The sequence below is a fragment of the Faecalibacterium sp. AF27-11BH genome (assembly GCF_003603005.1).
Classification (GTDB): domain Bacteria; phylum Bacillota; class Clostridia; order Oscillospirales; family Ruminococcaceae; genus Faecalibacterium; species Faecalibacterium taiwanense.
This window is the reverse complement of the sequence record NZ_QVGS01000001.1, coordinates 481,368-496,662: the sequence shown is the minus strand read 5'-3', so window position 1 is coordinate 496,662 and position 15,295 is coordinate 481,368. Positions and strand designations below refer to the sequence as shown.

Sequence of the window (15,295 nt, the reverse complement as noted above, 5' to 3'; positions counted from 1 at the left end):
TCTCCTCTCAGCTTTCTGCATAGATACGCTGATACCGCGCATAGCAGGAAGTGATCTTTTTTACGTAGTGGTTCATCTGGTTATAGGGAAAGCCCTGCAGCGTTTCGCCGTCTGCGGAGTGCTCTTCCATCTGTAAAAGAGCATCTACCGTGCCCCACCCGCTGTGATAAGCGGCAGCGGCAGTGGCAACATCGCCGTTGTAGCGCTCCATGCACAGGTGCAGGTAATAGCATCCGAACCGGATGCTGGTCTCCGGGTCGTAGAGATTTGCAAAGAGCAGTCCTTCGTCCGGTGCGATCTTGCTGCGCAGCCAGATAAAGGTCTCCTCGGTCATCTGCATCAGGCCCCGGGCATCCACAGTGGAGGTGGCCTGCGGGTCAAAGCCGCTTTCGGTGCGGATGAAGGCATCCACCAGAAGCGGGTCAAGGCCGTAAGTCTCCGCCCACTGGTCCACCAGCACTTCGTACTTGCGGGGGTATAAAAGCCGTTCTGCCCTGCCCCACAAGTTGGGCACCAGCACAAACAGCAGGATCAGCGCCATGCCCAGCAGGAACAGCCTGCGGCTGCGCATTTTTTTGCGGCGGCGTGCCTTCTGGGCGCGGAGAGCGCGGCGGATGCGGGCCGTCTCCGGGTCGTACTGCGGTGCAGGATCTTGTTCGTTATATCGTTTGTTCAAAGTTCTTTTCCCGCACCTCCTTCTGCCAGAAGCTTTGTGCAGAGCTGCTCTGCCGCAGCCTGCAGATGTGCAAGGCTGGAATCGTTGCGCAGCACATAGTCTGCCTGCGCGGTGAGGGTGCTTTCCGGTGTCTGGGCGTTCAGGCGGCGGGCGGCCATCTCAGCCGAGATGCCGTCCCGGGCCACGATGCGGGCCACACTGGTCTCAAACGGTGCCGTGACCACGCACAGGCGGTCACACTCGGCCTGCGCCGCAGTCCCCACGATGACCGCGCCATCCAGCACGAACAGCGGTGCACCGGCATCCTGCGCTGCCTGCTTTGCCGCACGGATGCGGCGCACGATCTCCGGGTGGGTCAGGCTGTCCAGCGCCGCCTTGCCTTCCGGGGTGGCAAAAGCGCGGTCAGCCAGCAGGCGGCGGTCCAATGTGCCGTCTGCTTTTAAAATGTCTGCGCCGAACCTCTGGGCCAGCCGGGGCAGCAGCGGCGAGCCGGGCAGTAAAATCTCGCGGCTGATCTGGTCGGCATCGGCCAGCGGAACACCGTGGGCCGAAAACACCGCCGTGACCGTGGATTTGCCGCAGCCGCTGCGGCCCGTGATGCCAAGCGCGATCATAGCTTGATCACCCGGAAGGCCGCAGCGCGGATCAGGCGGTTGTACACCGCCATGGAAAGGCCGTCCTTCTGCGGGCAGCGGGCGTAGACCACGGCATCGCCCTGCTCATCCAGCGCGCGCAGGCAGCGGAAGATGTGCTTTGCCTGATCGGCACCGTCGCCCTCGCGTCCATACTCCACGCAGGGCACACCCAGCTTTTCCGCCTCGCCGGTAAAGCACAGGCAGCTGGGATTCTGCTCGGCGTGGGCATCCACATAGGCTTTGAACTGCTCAAAGGTGCCGTCCAGCAAGGTCACATCCGCCTTGGGTGCGTAGTGCTTGTACTTCATGCCGGGGCTGCGCACCACAGCACCCTCCGGCAGCTTTTCGAGGATGGCTTTGGACACTTCCACCTCTTCGCCGAGGGCACGCTCGAGGTCCTCCAGCGTGATGTGGCCCGGGCGGAACAGGGTGGGCTTTTCGCCCACCACCGACACCACAGTGCTTTCTACGCCCACGTCGCACTCGCCGCCGTCCAAAATCAGCGGCAGGCGGCCGTCCATATCGGTGAACACATCCTGCGCGTTGGTGGGGCTGGGCTTGCCGGAAAGATTGGCGCTGGGGGCGGCAAAGGCGCAGCCGCTCTTTTCAATGACGGCGCGGGCCACCGGGTGGCTGGGCATCCGGATGCCCACGGTGTCCAGACCGGCACAGCACTCCGCTGCCACCTCCGGGCCGCGGGGCATGATGATGGTGAGCGGGCCGGGGCAGAACGCAGCCATCAGCAGCTGGGCGCGCTCCGGCACCTCGCTGACAAGGCCGGGCAGCATTTCCGGTCCGGTGACGTGGACGATCAGGGGATTGTCCTGCGGGCGGCCCTTGGCCACAAAGATCTTCTTCACAGCCTCGCCGTTGCGGGCATCGGCAGCAATGCCGTAAACCGTCTCGGTGGGCAGGGCCACCAGCTCACCGTTCTGCAGCAGGGCAGCGGCTTTTTCAATGCTCTTTTCGTCCGATGCGGGCAAAATTTCAGTTTTCATTTCCATACGGATCATCGTTCTTTCTATCTGTAAAGTATTTATGCTTTTCAGCATTTATCGACAGGATATCGTTTCATTTCCAAAACCGCATTTCAGCCCTGCTCGTTGAGCTTTTGCAGCTTTTCGGCCTGTTCGCGGGTGGCCAGTGCGTCGATCACCTCGTCCAGATTGCCGTCCATGATCTTGGAAAGATTGTGCACGGTCAGGCCGATGCGGTGGTCGGTGCAGCGGTCCTGCGGGAAGTTGTAGGTGCGGATCTTTTCGCTGCGGTCGCCGGTGCCCACCTGCCCCTGACGGCTGGCGTTGATGGCATCCTGCTGCTGTTTCTGCTTCTGGGCCAGCAGGCGGCTGCGCAGGATCTCCAGCGCCTTGTCCTTGTTCTGGAACTGGCTGCGCTCGTTCTGGCATTCTACCACCATGCCGGTGGGGAGATGTGTCACACGGATGGCGCTGGAGGTTTTGTTGATGTGCTGACCGCCCGCGCCGGAGGAGCGGAAGGTGTCGATACGCAGATCCTTCATGTCCAGCGCAAAGTCCACCTCTTCGGCCTGCGGCATCACAGCTACCGTGGCCGTGGAGGTGTGGATGCGGCCCTGCGTCTCGGTCTCCGGCACGCGCTGCACACGGTGCACACCGCTCTCGTACTTGAGGCGGTTGTAGGCCCCGGCACCGTCCACCGAAAAGATGGCTTCCTTCACGCCGCCAAGCTCCGTCTCGTTGAGGTTGAGCATTTCCAGCTGCCAGCCCCTGCTTTGCACATACATGGTGTACATGCGCAGCAGGCTGTGGGCAAACAGGGCAGCTTCCTCCCCTCCTGCGCCGCCGCGGATCTCCACAATGACATTTTTGCCATCGTTCACATCCTTGGGCAGCAGCAAAATTTTGAGATTATTTTCCAGCTTTGCCACATCTTGACTTTTTTCGCTGATTTCCTGCTGTATCATCTGCTTGAAGTCCGGGTCAAGTGCGCCCGGTTCTTCCAGCAGAGCTTTGGCCTGTGCCAGATGATCCTGTGCGGTCTGCCACGCGCGGTAGGCCTGCACCACAGGTTCTGCATCGTGGTACTCCCGCATCAGCCTGCGGAAAAGCGCAGGGTCTGCGGCGGTATCCGGCTGGTTCAGGCGGATGGAAAGCTCTTCAAAGCGGTGGCAGACAGCATCCATCTGGGTAAACATGTTCGGCATAATTCCGGCAGTTCTCCTTACAAACTCAGATTCATGTTCGTGCAGCCGAACGGCTCCGGGGCCTTTCCGCCCCGGATGCGTGCTGCGCCGGGCGCTAGGCCTGCCCGGGTTTTACCACCTTTTTGATGTTCTTTTCAATTTTAGCACGCGGCAGCATCACCTCGCGCCCACAGCCGGTACACCGGATCTTAAAATCCATGCCGACGCGCAGTACCTCGAAGCTGGACGCTCCGCAGGGGTGCTTTTTGCGGGTGAGGATGGTATCGCCTACAGCAATGTCCATAGCTCTGCTTCTCCCTTCTGCCTGCCCAAAACAGCAGGCGGTGTGTGCGCAAAGCCCGGCGTGCCGGTTTGCTGCGCATACAGATATAGTATAATGCAAAGCCGCACAAAATGCAAATATCCGCCCATACGGATGCATAAGTTTTAACAGAAAGGCCGCTGCCGTTCCAAGCACGGCCTAAAAAGCAGAGAAAGAGGAATGAAAGATGATGCAAGCTTACCGTACCGAAGGCAACTACCGTTCTGCTGCGCGCCTGTCCCCCGCTGAACTGCGCGCCGCCATGGCAAACCGCGAGATCCTGCAGGCCACTGCTCTGGCCTTTGATACCCAGCGCCAGCTGCGGTTCGAGATCGGCGGGGTGAGAGCCGTGATGCCCTTTGCCCAGTGCGCCGATGGTGCCGCAAACGGCACCGTGCGGGACATTGCGGTGCTGACGAGGGTGGGCCGCCCCACCTGCTTTGTGATCGAAGCGCTGGACACCGACGAGAACGGTCAGCCCTTCTACCGGCTCTCCCGCGCGCTGGCGCAGCAGATGTGCAAGGCCGACTATCTGGACACCCTGCAGCCCGGCGATATCCTGCCCTGTACCGTGACCCATATCGAGCCGTTTGGCGCGTTCTGTGATGTGGGCTGCGGCATCAGTGCCCTGCTGCCCATCGACTGCATGTCGGTGAGCCGCATCTCCTCCCCCGCCGACCGGGTGAGCGTGGGCCAGCAGATCTTGTGCGCCGTCAAGAACCGGGATGTACAGGGCCGCTTTGTGCTGACCATCCGGGAACTGCTGGGCACATGGGAGGAAAATGCGGCCGGGTTCACCGTGGGTGAGACCGTGGTGGGCATCGTGCGCAGCGTGGAGGAATACGGCACCTTTATCGAGATCGCGCCCAACCTCGCGGGCCTTGCCGAGAGCTGCACCGACCTTGTGCCCGGGCAGGCGGTGAGCGTCTACATCAAAAACATCCTGCCGGAAAAAATGAAGATCAAGCTGGTGATCGTAAACCACGCCCTGAGCCAGCGCCACCGGTTCGAGCTGAAGTATTTCATCACCGAGGGCCATCTGGACCACTGGGTGTACTCCACGCCGGAAAGCCCCAAGCGCATTGAGACAGATTTTGCCGCTGCGGCTTGCAATCCGGCGTGAAAGCCTTTATACTATAAAAGAAAAGGAATGCAAGGGGGATGTATGGAACGATGGCCGCCAATGATGCTTTTACTGCCGGTGTACGTCCCGGCGGGTTGACCAGCAGCACCGAGATCCGGCTGCTGCTGTGCTATCTGGTCAAAAATGCCGGACCCATTACCCGGCAGGAGATTGAAAACGCCCTGATGGAAGAAGCGCTGGTGAACTATTTCGAGATCGGCTCGTGTCTGGACGATATCACCAGGCAGCAGCTCGTCACCCTGACAAAGGGCAGCTACACCATTACCGAGAAGGGCCGCAAAGTGGCGCAGGAGCTTGCCTACGACCTGCCCCGCAGTGTGCGGGAGCGCGCTGTGGCCGCTGTGCTGCGCTGCCAGACATGGGCACGCAAGGAAGCCAAGTACAGTGCCAGCATTACCGAAAAAGAGGACGGCCACTGCACCATCCGCTGCACGGTGAAAGGGCTGGACAGTGAGCTGTTCTGTCTGGACCTCGGCACACCGGACCGGCTGACCGCCGAGCTGGTAAAAAAACAGTTCATCCTCAAGGGCAACGAGATCTACCAAATGCTCATCAATAAGCTGACCGAAGAAGAAAAGTGAACAAATAAAGAGGGAGGCACCCGCGCGGCGCTTCCCTCTTCTGTTTTGTAGCGGTCAGATCAGAATGCAGATCAGCCCGGTGCAGCCCTCATTGATGACCCGTTCCAGCGTTTCCTGCAGGCGGGTGCGGGCCTCCTGCGGCATGTGCAGCAGCTTGTTCTGCAACCCTTCGTTCACCAGCTCGTGCAGGCTCTTGCCAAAGATGTTGGACTCCCACAGCTTTTCCGGGTCGTCCTCAAAGCCGGCCAGCAGGCTGCGGGCAAGGTCCTCGCTCTGCTTTTCGGTGCCCACGATGGGGCTGATCTCGGTGTGGATGGTGGCCTTCATCATCTGGATGGAGGGCGCGCAGGCTTCCAGCCGCACGCCGTAGTTCGTGCCCTGCCGCACGATCTGGGGCTGTTCCAGTTTCAGCTCGCTGACCGTGGGCATCACGATGCCGTAGCCGGTGGCTTCCACCTGCTCAAGGGCGCTGCGCACCTTCTCGTACTCCCGTTTGGCCTTTGCCAGCTCCATGATGCAGGGCATCAGGCCCGCTTCGTCGCCAATGGCAAGGCCGGTCTGCTCGCTCAGCACCTGATAGAAAATTTCCGGCTTCAGCTCCACCGTGATGCGCACACTGCCGTTTGCAAGGTCGATGCCGCTGATGGCCGAGCGCTGCACCGCGTCACATTCCAGCGCAGGTGCGTCTGTTCCGGAGGGTACATCCTTCATGCGGGAGACCTTTGCCGCCAGCTGCATGGCCGCATCGTACACCTGCGTTTGCAGCCAGTGGCCGTTTTCCAGCATCGTGACCCAGCGCGGCAGGGCAAAATCCAGCTCCTGCACCGGGAACTCGTACAGCACCTGCCGCAGGATGCTGCCGAGTACCTCCGCGTCCAGATCCACGCAGCTCACCGGCAGCACGGTGTGGTCGTAGTCCCGTGCCATGCCCTCGGCCAGCTGCTTCGTCTCCGGCGCATCCGGGTGGGTGCTGTTGAGCAGGATGATGTAGGGCTTGCCCAGCGCATCCAGTTCTTCCACGATGCGCTTCTCGGTTCTGGCATAGCCCTCCCGCGGGATGTCGCTCACAGAGCCGTCGGTGGTGACCACGATGCCGATGGTGGAATGTTCGCAGATCACCTTGCGGGTGCCGGTCTCGGCGGCAAGGTCGAAGGGCACCTCGTGGTCGAACCACGGGCTTTTGACCATGCGGGGCTTGTCGTTCTCCTCGTGGCCCATAGCCCCCTCCACCATGTAACCCACGCAGTCGATGAGCCGCACCCGGCACTCGCCGCCGCCCTCCAACTGCAGGGGCACGGCTGTTTCCGGGATGAATTTTGGTTCCGTGGTCATGATGGTGCGGCCCGCTGCCGACTGGGGCAGCTCGTCCCGGGCACGCTCCCGCGCAGCCGCCGGGCCGATGGCGGGCAGCACCAGCTGTTCCATGAAACGCTTGATAAAGGTGGATTTGCCGCTGCGCACCGGGCCAACCACCCCAATGTAGATATCTCCGCCGGTGCGTGCGCCGATCTCGCGGCAGATGCTCTTCTGTTCCTGATTTGCCAAATTGCTCTCCCCTTCCCGTTTGCGCTGTGCACCGGACAGGATTCCGGTCCGCTTGTTGTAATCGTATGAAACAGGACGGGGCATTATGCCGGAACGATTTTGAATGCCCTCCGCTCTTCTCTGGGCATATTCAGCGGAAAATTTATTTTATAATTGCAATTCAGGAAAATCTGCGGATTTTCCTGAATTGCTTTTTCACAGATGGGGTCGTAGAGGGAAACAGCATTTACAGCGCCGCTTTCTGCGAAAGCGCGGCGCTGTAGAATAGGCTTTTTCGTTTGCTTTCAGCATGCTGAACCCTCTCAGGCTCACATTCGTTCGCCAGCTCCCCCGAAGGGGGAGCTTTTTGCAGTAACGGCGCAGTTTCCAGATAAAATGCAAGCCTTGCGGATGCGTCAGAAGCTCCCCCTTTCGGGGGAGCTGGCAAATCCGAAGGATTTGACTGAGAGGGTGAGTCCACCATTTTAAATCGTCCAACAAAAAGAGAGCTGCCACGCAAAATGCACAGCAGCTCTCGGTATGATCTCTATAAAATTACGGGGTCAGACGGTTGGGGCCGCGGAACAGGAACTCGGCGTCCTTGATGGTCAGGCCGCACAGCAGCATGGTCAGGCGGTCGATGCCCAGACCGAAACCGCCGTGGGGCGGGCAGCCGTACTGGAAGAACTCCAGATAGAACTTGACATCATCGGCCAGACCCTTTTCCTCGGCCTGCTTCTTCAGCACCTCGTAGCGGTGCTCGCGCTGGGCACCGGTGGTGATCTCAACACCACGCCAGATCAGGTCGTAGCCCTGGGGCACGCCGTTCTCGTCGCGCATGTGGTAGAACGCACGCTTCTCGGCGGAATAATCGGTGATGAAGAGGAACTCGTGGCCGTAGTGCTTCTTCACCCACTCATAGCTCAGGCGCTCGGCCTCCGTGGTCAGGTCGCCCTTCTCGCTCTCATCGACGGTGTAGCCGAACTCTTCTTCCAGACCCTTGTACAGGTCAGCCAGCTTGACCACCGGGAACGGAGTGGTGGGAACGATCACTTCCTGCCCGAACATCTCCTTGATCTGGTCGCCGTAGTTGTCCTTAACAGCCTGCAGACCGGCAGTCAGCAGCTCTTCTTCCATCTTCATCACGTCTTTATAGGAAGTAATGTAGCTGAACTCCAGGTCGAAGCCGGAGAACTCGGTGGAGTGCTTGTTGGTGTAGCTCTTCTCGGCGCGGAACACAGGGCCGGTCTCGAAGATGCGCTCAAAGCCTGCAGCCATGGCCATCTGCTTGTAGAACTGAGGGCTCTGTGCCAGATAGGCGTTGCGGTCAAAGTAGTCCACCTTGAACACCTCAGAGCCGCTCTCGCTGGCAGCAGCGATCAGCTTCGGGGTGTGGATCTCGATGAAGTTACGGTCCAGCAGGAACTTGCGCATGGCGTTCACAAAGCAGCTCTGTGCCTTGAACATGAGCTGGTTCTCGTCGGTGCGCAGGTCGATCCAGCGGTAATCAATGCGCTGGTCGATGCTGGAGCGCTCCACAGCCTTCTTTTTCTTGGTGGCTGCGATCTCCTTGCGGACGATGGGCAGAGCGTTGGCGATGCTCTCGATCTCGATGCTCTCGGGGATCATCTCCACGCCGCCCATCTTGACGTAGTCGTTCTCCACCACCTTGCCGGTGACAGTGATGACGGAATCCGGGGTGAGCTGATCGATGGTATCCACCAGATCGGGGTGATCTTCCTTTTCCACCGTGATCTGCAGCTTGCCGGTAATATCCTTCAGCACGATAAAGGCCATATACTTGCTGTTGCGCAGGTTCTCGATAAAGCCCTGCACCTTGACCGTGCCGCCGATGGCCTTTTGAGCCTCGTTGATATAGGTGCGTTCCATAATACAGGAATCCTCCTTTGACGTCTTGTGTACTGTTTTATTATACGCTTTTCCGGGGATAAATCAAGAGATATGGCGATTTAGAATGGCCTCCGCTTCGCTCTGGCCATCTTCTGCGGAAGAATTATTTTTATTTTGTGTTTGTCGCGGCCTGCGGGCCGCTCCAAGCACCTTTTCACAAATCAGGACAAATCAGCAAAAAATGCAGTTTCTGGTCACAGCCCCTCCGTGAAAAAACAGTTCTGGAAAATCCGCAGATTTTCCAGAACTGCAAACATAAAATCTTTTTCCGCTGAAAATATTCGGGTTGCGGCACGCGGCGGCTATTCTTAATGGTTCTCTTTGCCTGTTTCTTCGTGCAGAGTGCCGGTGCCGCCCTCCACCACGCCGTCGTGCTTAAGCACCGCGGCAATGGTGCCAAAGAAGCATTTCACATCCAGCCCAAAGCTCAGATGCTCCACATACCAGCCGTCCAGCTTGGCCTTCTCGGCAATTTCCAGCTCGTCGCGGCCATGGATCTGTGCCCAGCCGGTCAGGCCCGGGCGCACATCGTTTGCATGGTACTTGTCGCGCTCTGCCAGCAGATCATACTGGTTCCACAAAGCAGGCCGCGGGCCGATGACCGCCATATCACCCACAAAGATATTCCACAGCTGGGGCAGCTCGTCCAGACTGGTCTTGCGCAGGAAATCACCCATGCGGGTGATATACTGGTCCGGGTCGTGCAGCAGATGGGTGGGCATATCGTGGGGCGTGTCGATGCGCATGGTGCGGAACTTTAAAATGTAAAAGTGCTTTTTGCCAATGCCCACACGCTTCTGTTTAAAGAACACCGGGCCGGGCGAGTCCAGCTTGATGGCGACGGCCAGAATGAGAAAAAGCCAGGACAGGCAGATCATGCCGCACAGCGACAGCACCACCGCCAGCAGGCGCTTGATTCCATTGCGATACATGGGTTTCCTCCATTTTCCGATTCAAAGTAGCAGTTCCAGTATAACAGTATGGGCCGGAATTTGCAATTGCATCCGCCGCCTGCCGCCGATATTTTTATGCTTTGGCTGCGTTCTGCCGGTTTTGTGGCAAAAAAGTGCCGGTTTTGTCTCTTGTTTTGCAGCGTGGCCCGGGGTAAGATAAAGAAAATGAGAAGTCCACTCCCCCAGTCTCGCTTTCGCTCGACAGCCCCCTCGGAGATGGGGCCTTTGGCAAAACCTCTCACTTTGGGAGAGGTGGCACGCCGAAAGGCGTGACGGAGAGGGCAAGGATGCTACAAGGAGGTTCCCTATGATCCAGCGTTTCCGTTTTGGCCTGCCCCTGCCCACCGACAGTGTGGTGCAGGAGATCCCAGTTTCCGCCGGGCCGGTGCCCTTCCTCACAGCCGAAGAAGACGGCTGGGCCTACCGGATGGCTCCGGATGCCATCGTGTACGGTCTGGGCGAAATGCCCCGCGGCATCAACAAGCGCGGCTGGCACTACGTGACCAACAACACCGATGAAGCCCGCCACAGCGAGGATAAGCTTTCCTACTATGGTGCGCACAATTTTCTGCTCATTGACGGCGGCGCAGGCCGTGAATGCTTTGGTGTGTTCATCGATTTCCCGGGCAAAGTGCGTTACGATATCGGCTACACCGAATACGATGCCCTGCACTTTGCCACCGAAGAGCCGGACTATGAGCTTTACATCATTACCGGCGACGACCTGAACGCTATCAGCCGCCAGTTCCGACAGCTCATCGGCCGCAGCTATATCCCGCCCAAGTGGGCCTTTGGTCTGGCACAGAGCCGCTTTGGCTACAAGACCGCTGAGGACGTGCGGGAGGTGGCCCGCCAGTACAAAGAGAACGATCTGCCGCTGGACATGATCTGCATGGACATCGATTACATGCAGGACTACGCAGATTTTACCGTAAACAAGCAGCGCTTCCCGGACCTTGCCGCCCTGAGCGCCGAACTGAAGGCACAGGGCATCCGGCTGGTGCCCATCATCGATGCGGGTGTGCGCATCGACCCGAAGAACCCCGTCTGTGCCGAGGGCCTTGCAAACGGTTACTTCTGCACCAAAGCCGACGGCACCCCCTTTGTGGCGGCGGTGTGGCCCGGCAAGGCTTACTTTGCGGACTTCCTGCGCCCGGAGGTGCGGGAGTGGTTCGGCCGGCAGTACAAGGCACTGACCGACTGCGGCATCGAGGGCTTCTGGAACGATATGAACGAGCCTGCGCTGTTTTACTCACCCGAGCGGCTCAAGGCTTTCTTTGAGAGCATGGATGAACTGAGCCGGAAGGACAACATCGTGCAGGATGAATTCTTTGGCAAGGTGGTAGGCGGCGCGCTGGGCCTGATGAACGCCCCGGAGGACTACGCCAGCTTCTACCACGATGTGGACGGCCAGCGGGTGCGCCATGACAGGGTGCACAACCTCTACGGCGGCAATATGACCCGTGCGGCAGGCGAAGCCTTTGCCCGCCTGCGGCCCGGCAGACTCACGCTGCTCTACAGCCGTTCCAGTTTCATCGGCAGCCACCGCTACGGCGGCATCTGGCTGGGTGACAACGCTTCCACATGGGCACAGCTTCTGGCCAATATCCAGATGATACCCAACGTGCAGCTGTGCGGCTTTCTTTATACCGGTGCCGACCTGTGCGGTTTTTCCTACGATACTACGCCTGATCTGGCTCTGCGCTGGCTGGAGTTCGGCCTGTTCACGCCGCTGATGCGCAACCACGCCACCGACGGTTCCCGGATGCAGGAATACTACCGCTTTGCGGATATGCTGCCTGCCCTGCGGAAGATGCTCCGGCTGCGGTATGCCCTGCTGCCCTACCTTTACAGTACCTTCATGAAGGCGGCATTGGAAAATACCAGTTACTTCCGGCCCTTGGGCTTTGATTTTCCTGCTGACCCGGATGCCCGCGAGGTGCAGGACCAGCTGCTGCTGGGCGAGGGTGTGATGGTAGCGCCTGTCTACACCCAGAACGCCAGCGGACGGCATGTCTACCTGCCGGAAGCAATGAAGCTCTACCGCATCCGCAGTGTGGACGACTACGACACCGAGCTTCTGCCCGCCGGGCACCACTACGTCCGCTGCGCATTGGACGAAGTGCTGCTGTTCATCCGCCCGGGCCATGCGGTGCCGGTGGCAAGACCCGCCAGCTGCACCGCCCAGCTGGACAATACCAGCCTGACCCTGTGGGCCTGCCCGGACGAAAATGGCAGCGCCCGCTGCCGGATGTACACCGATGACGGCGAGACGAGCGATTTTGCCGCACCGGAGCACTGGAAGACGTTGGAAGCGTAAGCTTATTTTATCAGAAGACCGCTGCCCGACAGGACGGCGGTTTTTTTGTAGGATCTCACTTTTATCAGCTGCAAATTTTACGTTGAATTTCACAGCAGAATTTGTTATACTACAGATGAAGGGAGTTGATCTTATGCCGAACATCAAACCTATTTCTGACCTGCGGAATTACAACGAAGTCCTTCGCGATGTGGAAGCAGGATCGCCGGTTTTTCTTACCAAAAACGGCCGTGGAAAGTATGCCATTCTGGACATGGAAGATTATGAGAAAACGCAGGCTACCATCCGACTTATGAATGAAATTGCAAAAGGACGGTGCTCTGGTGAGACGGAAAAGCTTTACACTCCGGAAGAAATGAGGGCGCATTTCCGCGCAAGAGCCAATGGAAAATAACCTCATTTATACAACTCGTTCCCGTCAGGACCTGGACGACATCTGGGATTATATCTCGTTCGACTTGCAAAATCTGCCTTCTGCAGAGCGCATTCTGAACCGCATCATGGATGCTGCTGAACAATTAAAGCTGTTCCCGGAAAGCGGTGCATTGCTTTCTTCCGTAGCTCCGCTGGATCATGAACTTTATTTGGATGAGCGCTTTCTCGTCAGCGGAAAGTATCTGATTTTTTATCATGCTTTTCGGAACGATATTTATATTGACCGCGTCCTCTACGGCGGGCGGGATTATCTGCGGGTTTTGTTCCGGGACGCTTTGCAGGAAGAATAAACTCTTCTGCCGTGCTTCAAGAAATGTTTTTGATCGTTTTATAAGCGGCACCGCCGGGAATTTGCATTTTTTCGGCGGTGCCACTTGTATTTTTCTGCGCCGCGCGTTATAATATGCCTTCGGTTCCCTTTATTTACGAAAAATTTGCATTTCAGATGCTGTCCTCCTAAGCAGTATGCAATGCTTCGGAAAACGGCTTCTCCGCGTAAACGATAAAAAGGAGGCACTCTTCTCATGGCTCAGACAAGCCGCACCGCTGACCTTACCAGCGGCCCGATGCTCCAAAAGATCATCCTGTTCTCCATCCCGCTGGCAGCTTCCAGCATTCTGCAGCTGCTGTTCAACGCTGCGGACGTAGTGGTCGTGGGCCGCTTTGCGGGCAGCACCGCACTGGCCGCCGTCGGCTCCAACGGCTCCCTCATCAACCTGCTGGTGAACCTGTTCGTAGGGCTTTCGCTGGGCGCAAACGTGGTGGCGGCCCGCTGCTTTGGTGCAAAGGATGACCACGGCGTACAGGACACGGTGCAGACCTCGGTGACGCTGGGCCTTGTCAGCGGCGTGCTGCTGGCTGTGGTGGGGTTCTTTGCAGCCCGGGGGCTGCTGGAGCTGATGAGCTGCCCGGAGGATGTGATCGACCTTTCTGCGCTGTACCTTAAAATTTATTTCATCGGGATGCCCATGACCATGCTGTACAACTTCAGCAGTGCGCTGCTGCGCGCCGTGGGCGACACCAAGCGCCCGCTGTACTGTCTGGCAGCAGCCGGCATCATCAACGTGGTGCTGAACCTTGTGTTCGTCATTGGCTTTTCCATGAGCGTGGCAGGCGTGGCGCTGGCTACCATCATCAGTCAGACCGTCTCTGCCTGCATGGTGACGCGGATGCTGATGAAGGAAGAGGGCGCTCTGCATCTGGATCTGCATCATCTGGGCTTCCACATAGGTGCCTTGAAGCAGATTTTGCTCATCGGCCTGCCTGCCGGTCTGCAGAGCACCGTGTTCAGCCTGTCCAACGTGGTCATCCAGTCGGCCATCAACTCCTTTGGTTCCACGGTGGTGGCAGGCAGTTCGGCCTCCGCCAATCTGGAGGGCTTCGTCTATACCGCCATGAACGCCTTTTCGCAGGCAGCGGTGACCTTTACCAGCCAGAACATGGGCGCACGCAAGTACCAGAACCTGAACCGTGTTGTCCTCAACTGCCTGCTGTGCGCCATCGTGACCGGCGTGGTGCTGGGCGGCGGTGCGGTGCTGGCAGGCACCCAGCTGCTGCACTTCTACTCCTCGGATGCGGCGGTGATCGCCGCCGGATATGAGCGCCTGCGGGTGATCTGCGGCACCTACCTGCTGTGCGGCATCATGGATACGCTGGCCAGCAGCCTGCGCGGCCTTGGCTACAGCGTGCTGCCCATGGTGGTGAGCCTTGTGGGCAGCTGCCTGCTGCGGCTGGTGTGGATCGCCACCATCTTCCAGCTGAACCGCACACCGTTCATGCTGTACATCAGCTACCCCATCAGCTGGGTGCTGACGGCTGCCGTGCATCTGGCCTGCCTGCTGGTGGTGCGGCACAAGATGAAAAACAGGCTTAAACTTTCTATCGACTGAAGAACAGGGCTGCATCCATTTGGGAACGCAGCCCTGTTTTTTTACAAGTCTTTTGCCAGCAGGTAGCGGTCGTGGCCGCCGTACATTTCCCGCCGGGAGACGATGGCAAAACCGGACGCAAGGGCGTTGTGCAGGCTGTACTGGTTCTGCGGGCTGACGGTAGCACCGATGTGGGTGATTTTTTTCGGGAAAAGCGGCAGCGCTGCTTCCAGCATGAGCCGTTGCAGGCCGTTGCCGCGAAAGTCTGCGTGGACGATGGCGCTGTCCGCATTGGCCCAGTGCTCCCACTCGGTGCGCGGCACATCCATGAAGGCCGCATAGTTGTGTGCGCTGCGCCCGCAGAAGCGCACGATGAGATACCCGCCAAGGCGGCTGCCCTGCCATGCGCCGATGCACAGGTCCTTGCGGACATAGGCCGTGATGTTTTCCAGCGTGTCCGGCACGAACTGCTCCGGGTCCGGCATGGCGGCGCGCACCTCGTTCTGCAAGGCGTACACCGCCGGGGCCTGCTCCGGCGTGCAGCGGCGCAGCTGCATGGGCACCGGCGGCTGCACCGGCTGGCCGCAGATCTTGTGCAGAAAAACTTCCATCTTGCGTTTCCCTCCAAAATAAAATCATACTTTTTCGCTGTTTCCAGTATAAATGCCGCTTTTATAAATGTCAATTTATGTTATAATAAAGTATAAAGGGGTTTGCGGCGTATGGCGTGGTCACAAAGGTGCCGTGCGGCGCAGGCTTCAAGTC

General features: G+C 58.7%; 15 protein-coding genes. 6 read left to right on the top strand and 9 right to left on the bottom strand.

Going from position 1 to position 15,295, the window contains the following annotated elements:
* Positions 1–7 precede the first annotated feature (7 nt).
* From DWY76_RS02295 to DWY76_RS02275, 5 genes are all read right to left on the bottom strand, one after another.
* Positions 8–676, bottom strand: coding sequence for a lytic transglycosylase domain-containing protein (locus DWY76_RS02295; protein ID WP_097774904.1), 669 nt, complete (start codon positions 674–676; stop codon positions 8–10).
* Complete coding sequence (gene coaE, locus DWY76_RS02290; RefSeq protein ID WP_097777900.1) at positions 673–1,290, bottom strand: dephospho-CoA kinase; 618 nt, start codon at positions 1,288–1,290, stop codon at positions 673–675. The genes DWY76_RS02295 and coaE overlap by 4 nt, the downstream gene beginning before the upstream one ends.
* A complete protein-coding gene (locus DWY76_RS02285) occupies positions 1,287–2,315 on the bottom strand; it encodes an L-threonylcarbamoyladenylate synthase (RefSeq protein ID WP_044953601.1) in 1,029 nt (342 codons plus the stop codon). Before DWY76_RS02285 ends, coaE begins: the two co-directional genes overlap by 4 nt.
* An 86-nt stretch (positions 2,316–2,401) precedes the next feature.
* Positions 2,402–3,493 (bottom strand): peptide chain release factor 1, encoded by a 1,092-nt coding sequence (prfA, locus tag DWY76_RS02280; RefSeq protein ID WP_118527804.1) that lies wholly within the window; start codon positions 3,491–3,493, stop codon positions 2,402–2,404.
* A 94-nt stretch (positions 3,494–3,587) separates the two neighbouring features.
* Complete coding sequence (locus DWY76_RS02275; RefSeq protein WP_005941184.1) at positions 3,588–3,776, bottom strand: DUF951 domain-containing protein; 189 nt, start codon at positions 3,774–3,776, stop codon at positions 3,588–3,590.
* Positions 3,777–3,981: 205 nt separating this feature from the next.
* On the opposite strand from DWY76_RS02275, the gene DWY76_RS02270 reads away from it, so the two are divergent.
* Positions 3,982–4,917: a S1 RNA-binding domain-containing protein gene (locus tag DWY76_RS02270; RefSeq protein ID WP_005941187.1), complete on the top strand. Its 936-nt coding sequence runs from the start codon at positions 3,982–3,984 to the stop codon at positions 4,915–4,917.
* Positions 4,918–4,967: 50 nt separating this feature from the next.
* Positions 4,968–5,519, top strand: coding sequence for a DUF4364 family protein (locus DWY76_RS02265; RefSeq protein WP_118527808.1), 552 nt, complete (start codon positions 4,968–4,970; stop codon positions 5,517–5,519).
* 54 nt (positions 5,520–5,573) lie between these two features.
* Here the strand turns inward: DWY76_RS02265 and spoIVA are convergent, their stop codons facing one another.
* From spoIVA to DWY76_RS02245, 3 genes are all read right to left on the bottom strand, one after another.
* Positions 5,574–7,064 (bottom strand): stage IV sporulation protein A, encoded by a 1,491-nt coding sequence (spoIVA, locus tag DWY76_RS02260; RefSeq protein ID WP_120079593.1) that lies wholly within the window; start codon positions 7,062–7,064, stop codon positions 5,574–5,576.
* 534 nt (positions 7,065–7,598) lie between these two features.
* Positions 7,599–8,933, bottom strand: a complete 1,335-nt coding sequence (gene aspS, locus DWY76_RS02250) for an aspartate--tRNA(Asn) ligase (RefSeq protein ID WP_005941202.1) — start codon at positions 8,931–8,933, stop codon at positions 7,599–7,601.
* A 329-nt stretch (positions 8,934–9,262) separates the two neighbouring features.
* Positions 9,263–9,886: a sugar transferase gene (locus DWY76_RS02245; RefSeq protein ID WP_120079589.1), complete on the bottom strand. Its 624-nt coding sequence runs from the start codon at positions 9,884–9,886 to the stop codon at positions 9,263–9,265.
* A gap of 328 nt (positions 9,887–10,214) precedes the next feature.
* Between DWY76_RS02245 and DWY76_RS02240 the strand changes: the two genes are divergently transcribed.
* The 4 genes from DWY76_RS02240 to DWY76_RS02225 all read left to right on the top strand — a co-directional run bounded on the left by DWY76_RS02240 (position 10,215) and on the right by DWY76_RS02225 (position 14,551).
* The gene (locus DWY76_RS02240; protein WP_120079587.1) at positions 10,215–12,227 is read left to right on the top strand and encodes a TIM-barrel domain-containing protein; all 2,013 of its coding nucleotides are present in this window, start codon (positions 10,215–10,217) and stop codon (positions 12,225–12,227) included.
* 133 nt (positions 12,228–12,360) lie between these two features.
* On the top strand, positions 12,361–12,621 hold the full coding sequence (locus tag DWY76_RS02235) for a type II toxin-antitoxin system prevent-host-death family antitoxin (protein WP_097774897.1): 261 nt from the start codon (positions 12,361–12,363) through the stop codon (positions 12,619–12,621).
* Entirely contained in the window at positions 12,611–12,952 is a 342-nt protein-coding gene (locus DWY76_RS02230) for a type II toxin-antitoxin system RelE/ParE family toxin (RefSeq protein ID WP_097774896.1), read from the top strand. Before DWY76_RS02235 ends, DWY76_RS02230 begins: the two co-directional genes overlap by 11 nt.
* Positions 12,953–13,186: 234 nt before the next feature.
* A complete protein-coding gene (locus DWY76_RS02225; protein WP_120079585.1) occupies positions 13,187–14,551 on the top strand; it encodes an MATE family efflux transporter in 1,365 nt (454 codons plus the stop codon).
* Positions 14,552–14,592: 41 nt separating this feature from the next.
* Here the strand turns inward: DWY76_RS02225 and DWY76_RS02220 are convergent, their stop codons facing one another.
* Positions 14,593–15,141 (bottom strand): GNAT family N-acetyltransferase, encoded by a 549-nt coding sequence (locus tag DWY76_RS02220; protein ID WP_120079583.1) that lies wholly within the window; start codon positions 15,139–15,141, stop codon positions 14,593–14,595.
* Positions 15,142–15,295 lie beyond the last annotated feature (154 nt).

Excerpts from the sequence above, each read along its gene's own strand:
- coaE (WP_097777900.1), bottom strand. The coding sequence starts at position 1,290 with ATGATCGCGCTTGGCATCACGGGCCGCAGCGGCTGCGGCAAATCCACG.
- DWY76_RS02285 (WP_044953601.1), bottom strand. The coding sequence starts at position 2,315 with ATGGAAATGAAAACTGAAATTTTGCCCGCATCGGACGAAAAGAGCATT.
- prfA (WP_118527804.1), bottom strand. The coding sequence starts at position 3,493 with ATGCCGAACATGTTTACCCAGATGGATGCTGTCTGCCACCGCTTTGAA.
- DWY76_RS02275 (WP_005941184.1), bottom strand. The coding sequence starts at position 3,776 with ATGGACATTGCTGTAGGCGATACCATCCTCACCCGCAAAAAGCACCCC.
- DWY76_RS02270 (WP_005941187.1), top strand. The coding sequence starts at position 3,982 with ATGATGCAAGCTTACCGTACCGAAGGCAACTACCGTTCTGCTGCGCGC.
- DWY76_RS02265 (WP_118527808.1), top strand. The coding sequence starts at position 4,968 with ATGGCCGCCAATGATGCTTTTACTGCCGGTGTACGTCCCGGCGGGTTG.
- aspS (WP_005941202.1), bottom strand. The coding sequence starts at position 8,933 with ATGGAACGCACCTATATCAACGAGGCTCAAAAGGCCATCGGCGGCACG.
- DWY76_RS02245 (WP_120079589.1), bottom strand. The coding sequence starts at position 9,886 with ATGTATCGCAATGGAATCAAGCGCCTGCTGGCGGTGGTGCTGTCGCTG.
- DWY76_RS02240 (WP_120079587.1), top strand. The coding sequence starts at position 10,215 with ATGATCCAGCGTTTCCGTTTTGGCCTGCCCCTGCCCACCGACAGTGTG.
- DWY76_RS02235 (WP_097774897.1), top strand. The coding sequence starts at position 12,361 with ATGCCGAACATCAAACCTATTTCTGACCTGCGGAATTACAACGAAGTC.
- DWY76_RS02230 (WP_097774896.1), top strand. The coding sequence starts at position 12,611 with ATGGAAAATAACCTCATTTATACAACTCGTTCCCGTCAGGACCTGGAC.
- DWY76_RS02225 (WP_120079585.1), top strand. The coding sequence starts at position 13,187 with ATGGCTCAGACAAGCCGCACCGCTGACCTTACCAGCGGCCCGATGCTC.
- DWY76_RS02220 (WP_120079583.1), bottom strand. The coding sequence starts at position 15,141 with ATGGAAGTTTTTCTGCACAAGATCTGCGGCCAGCCGGTGCAGCCGCCG.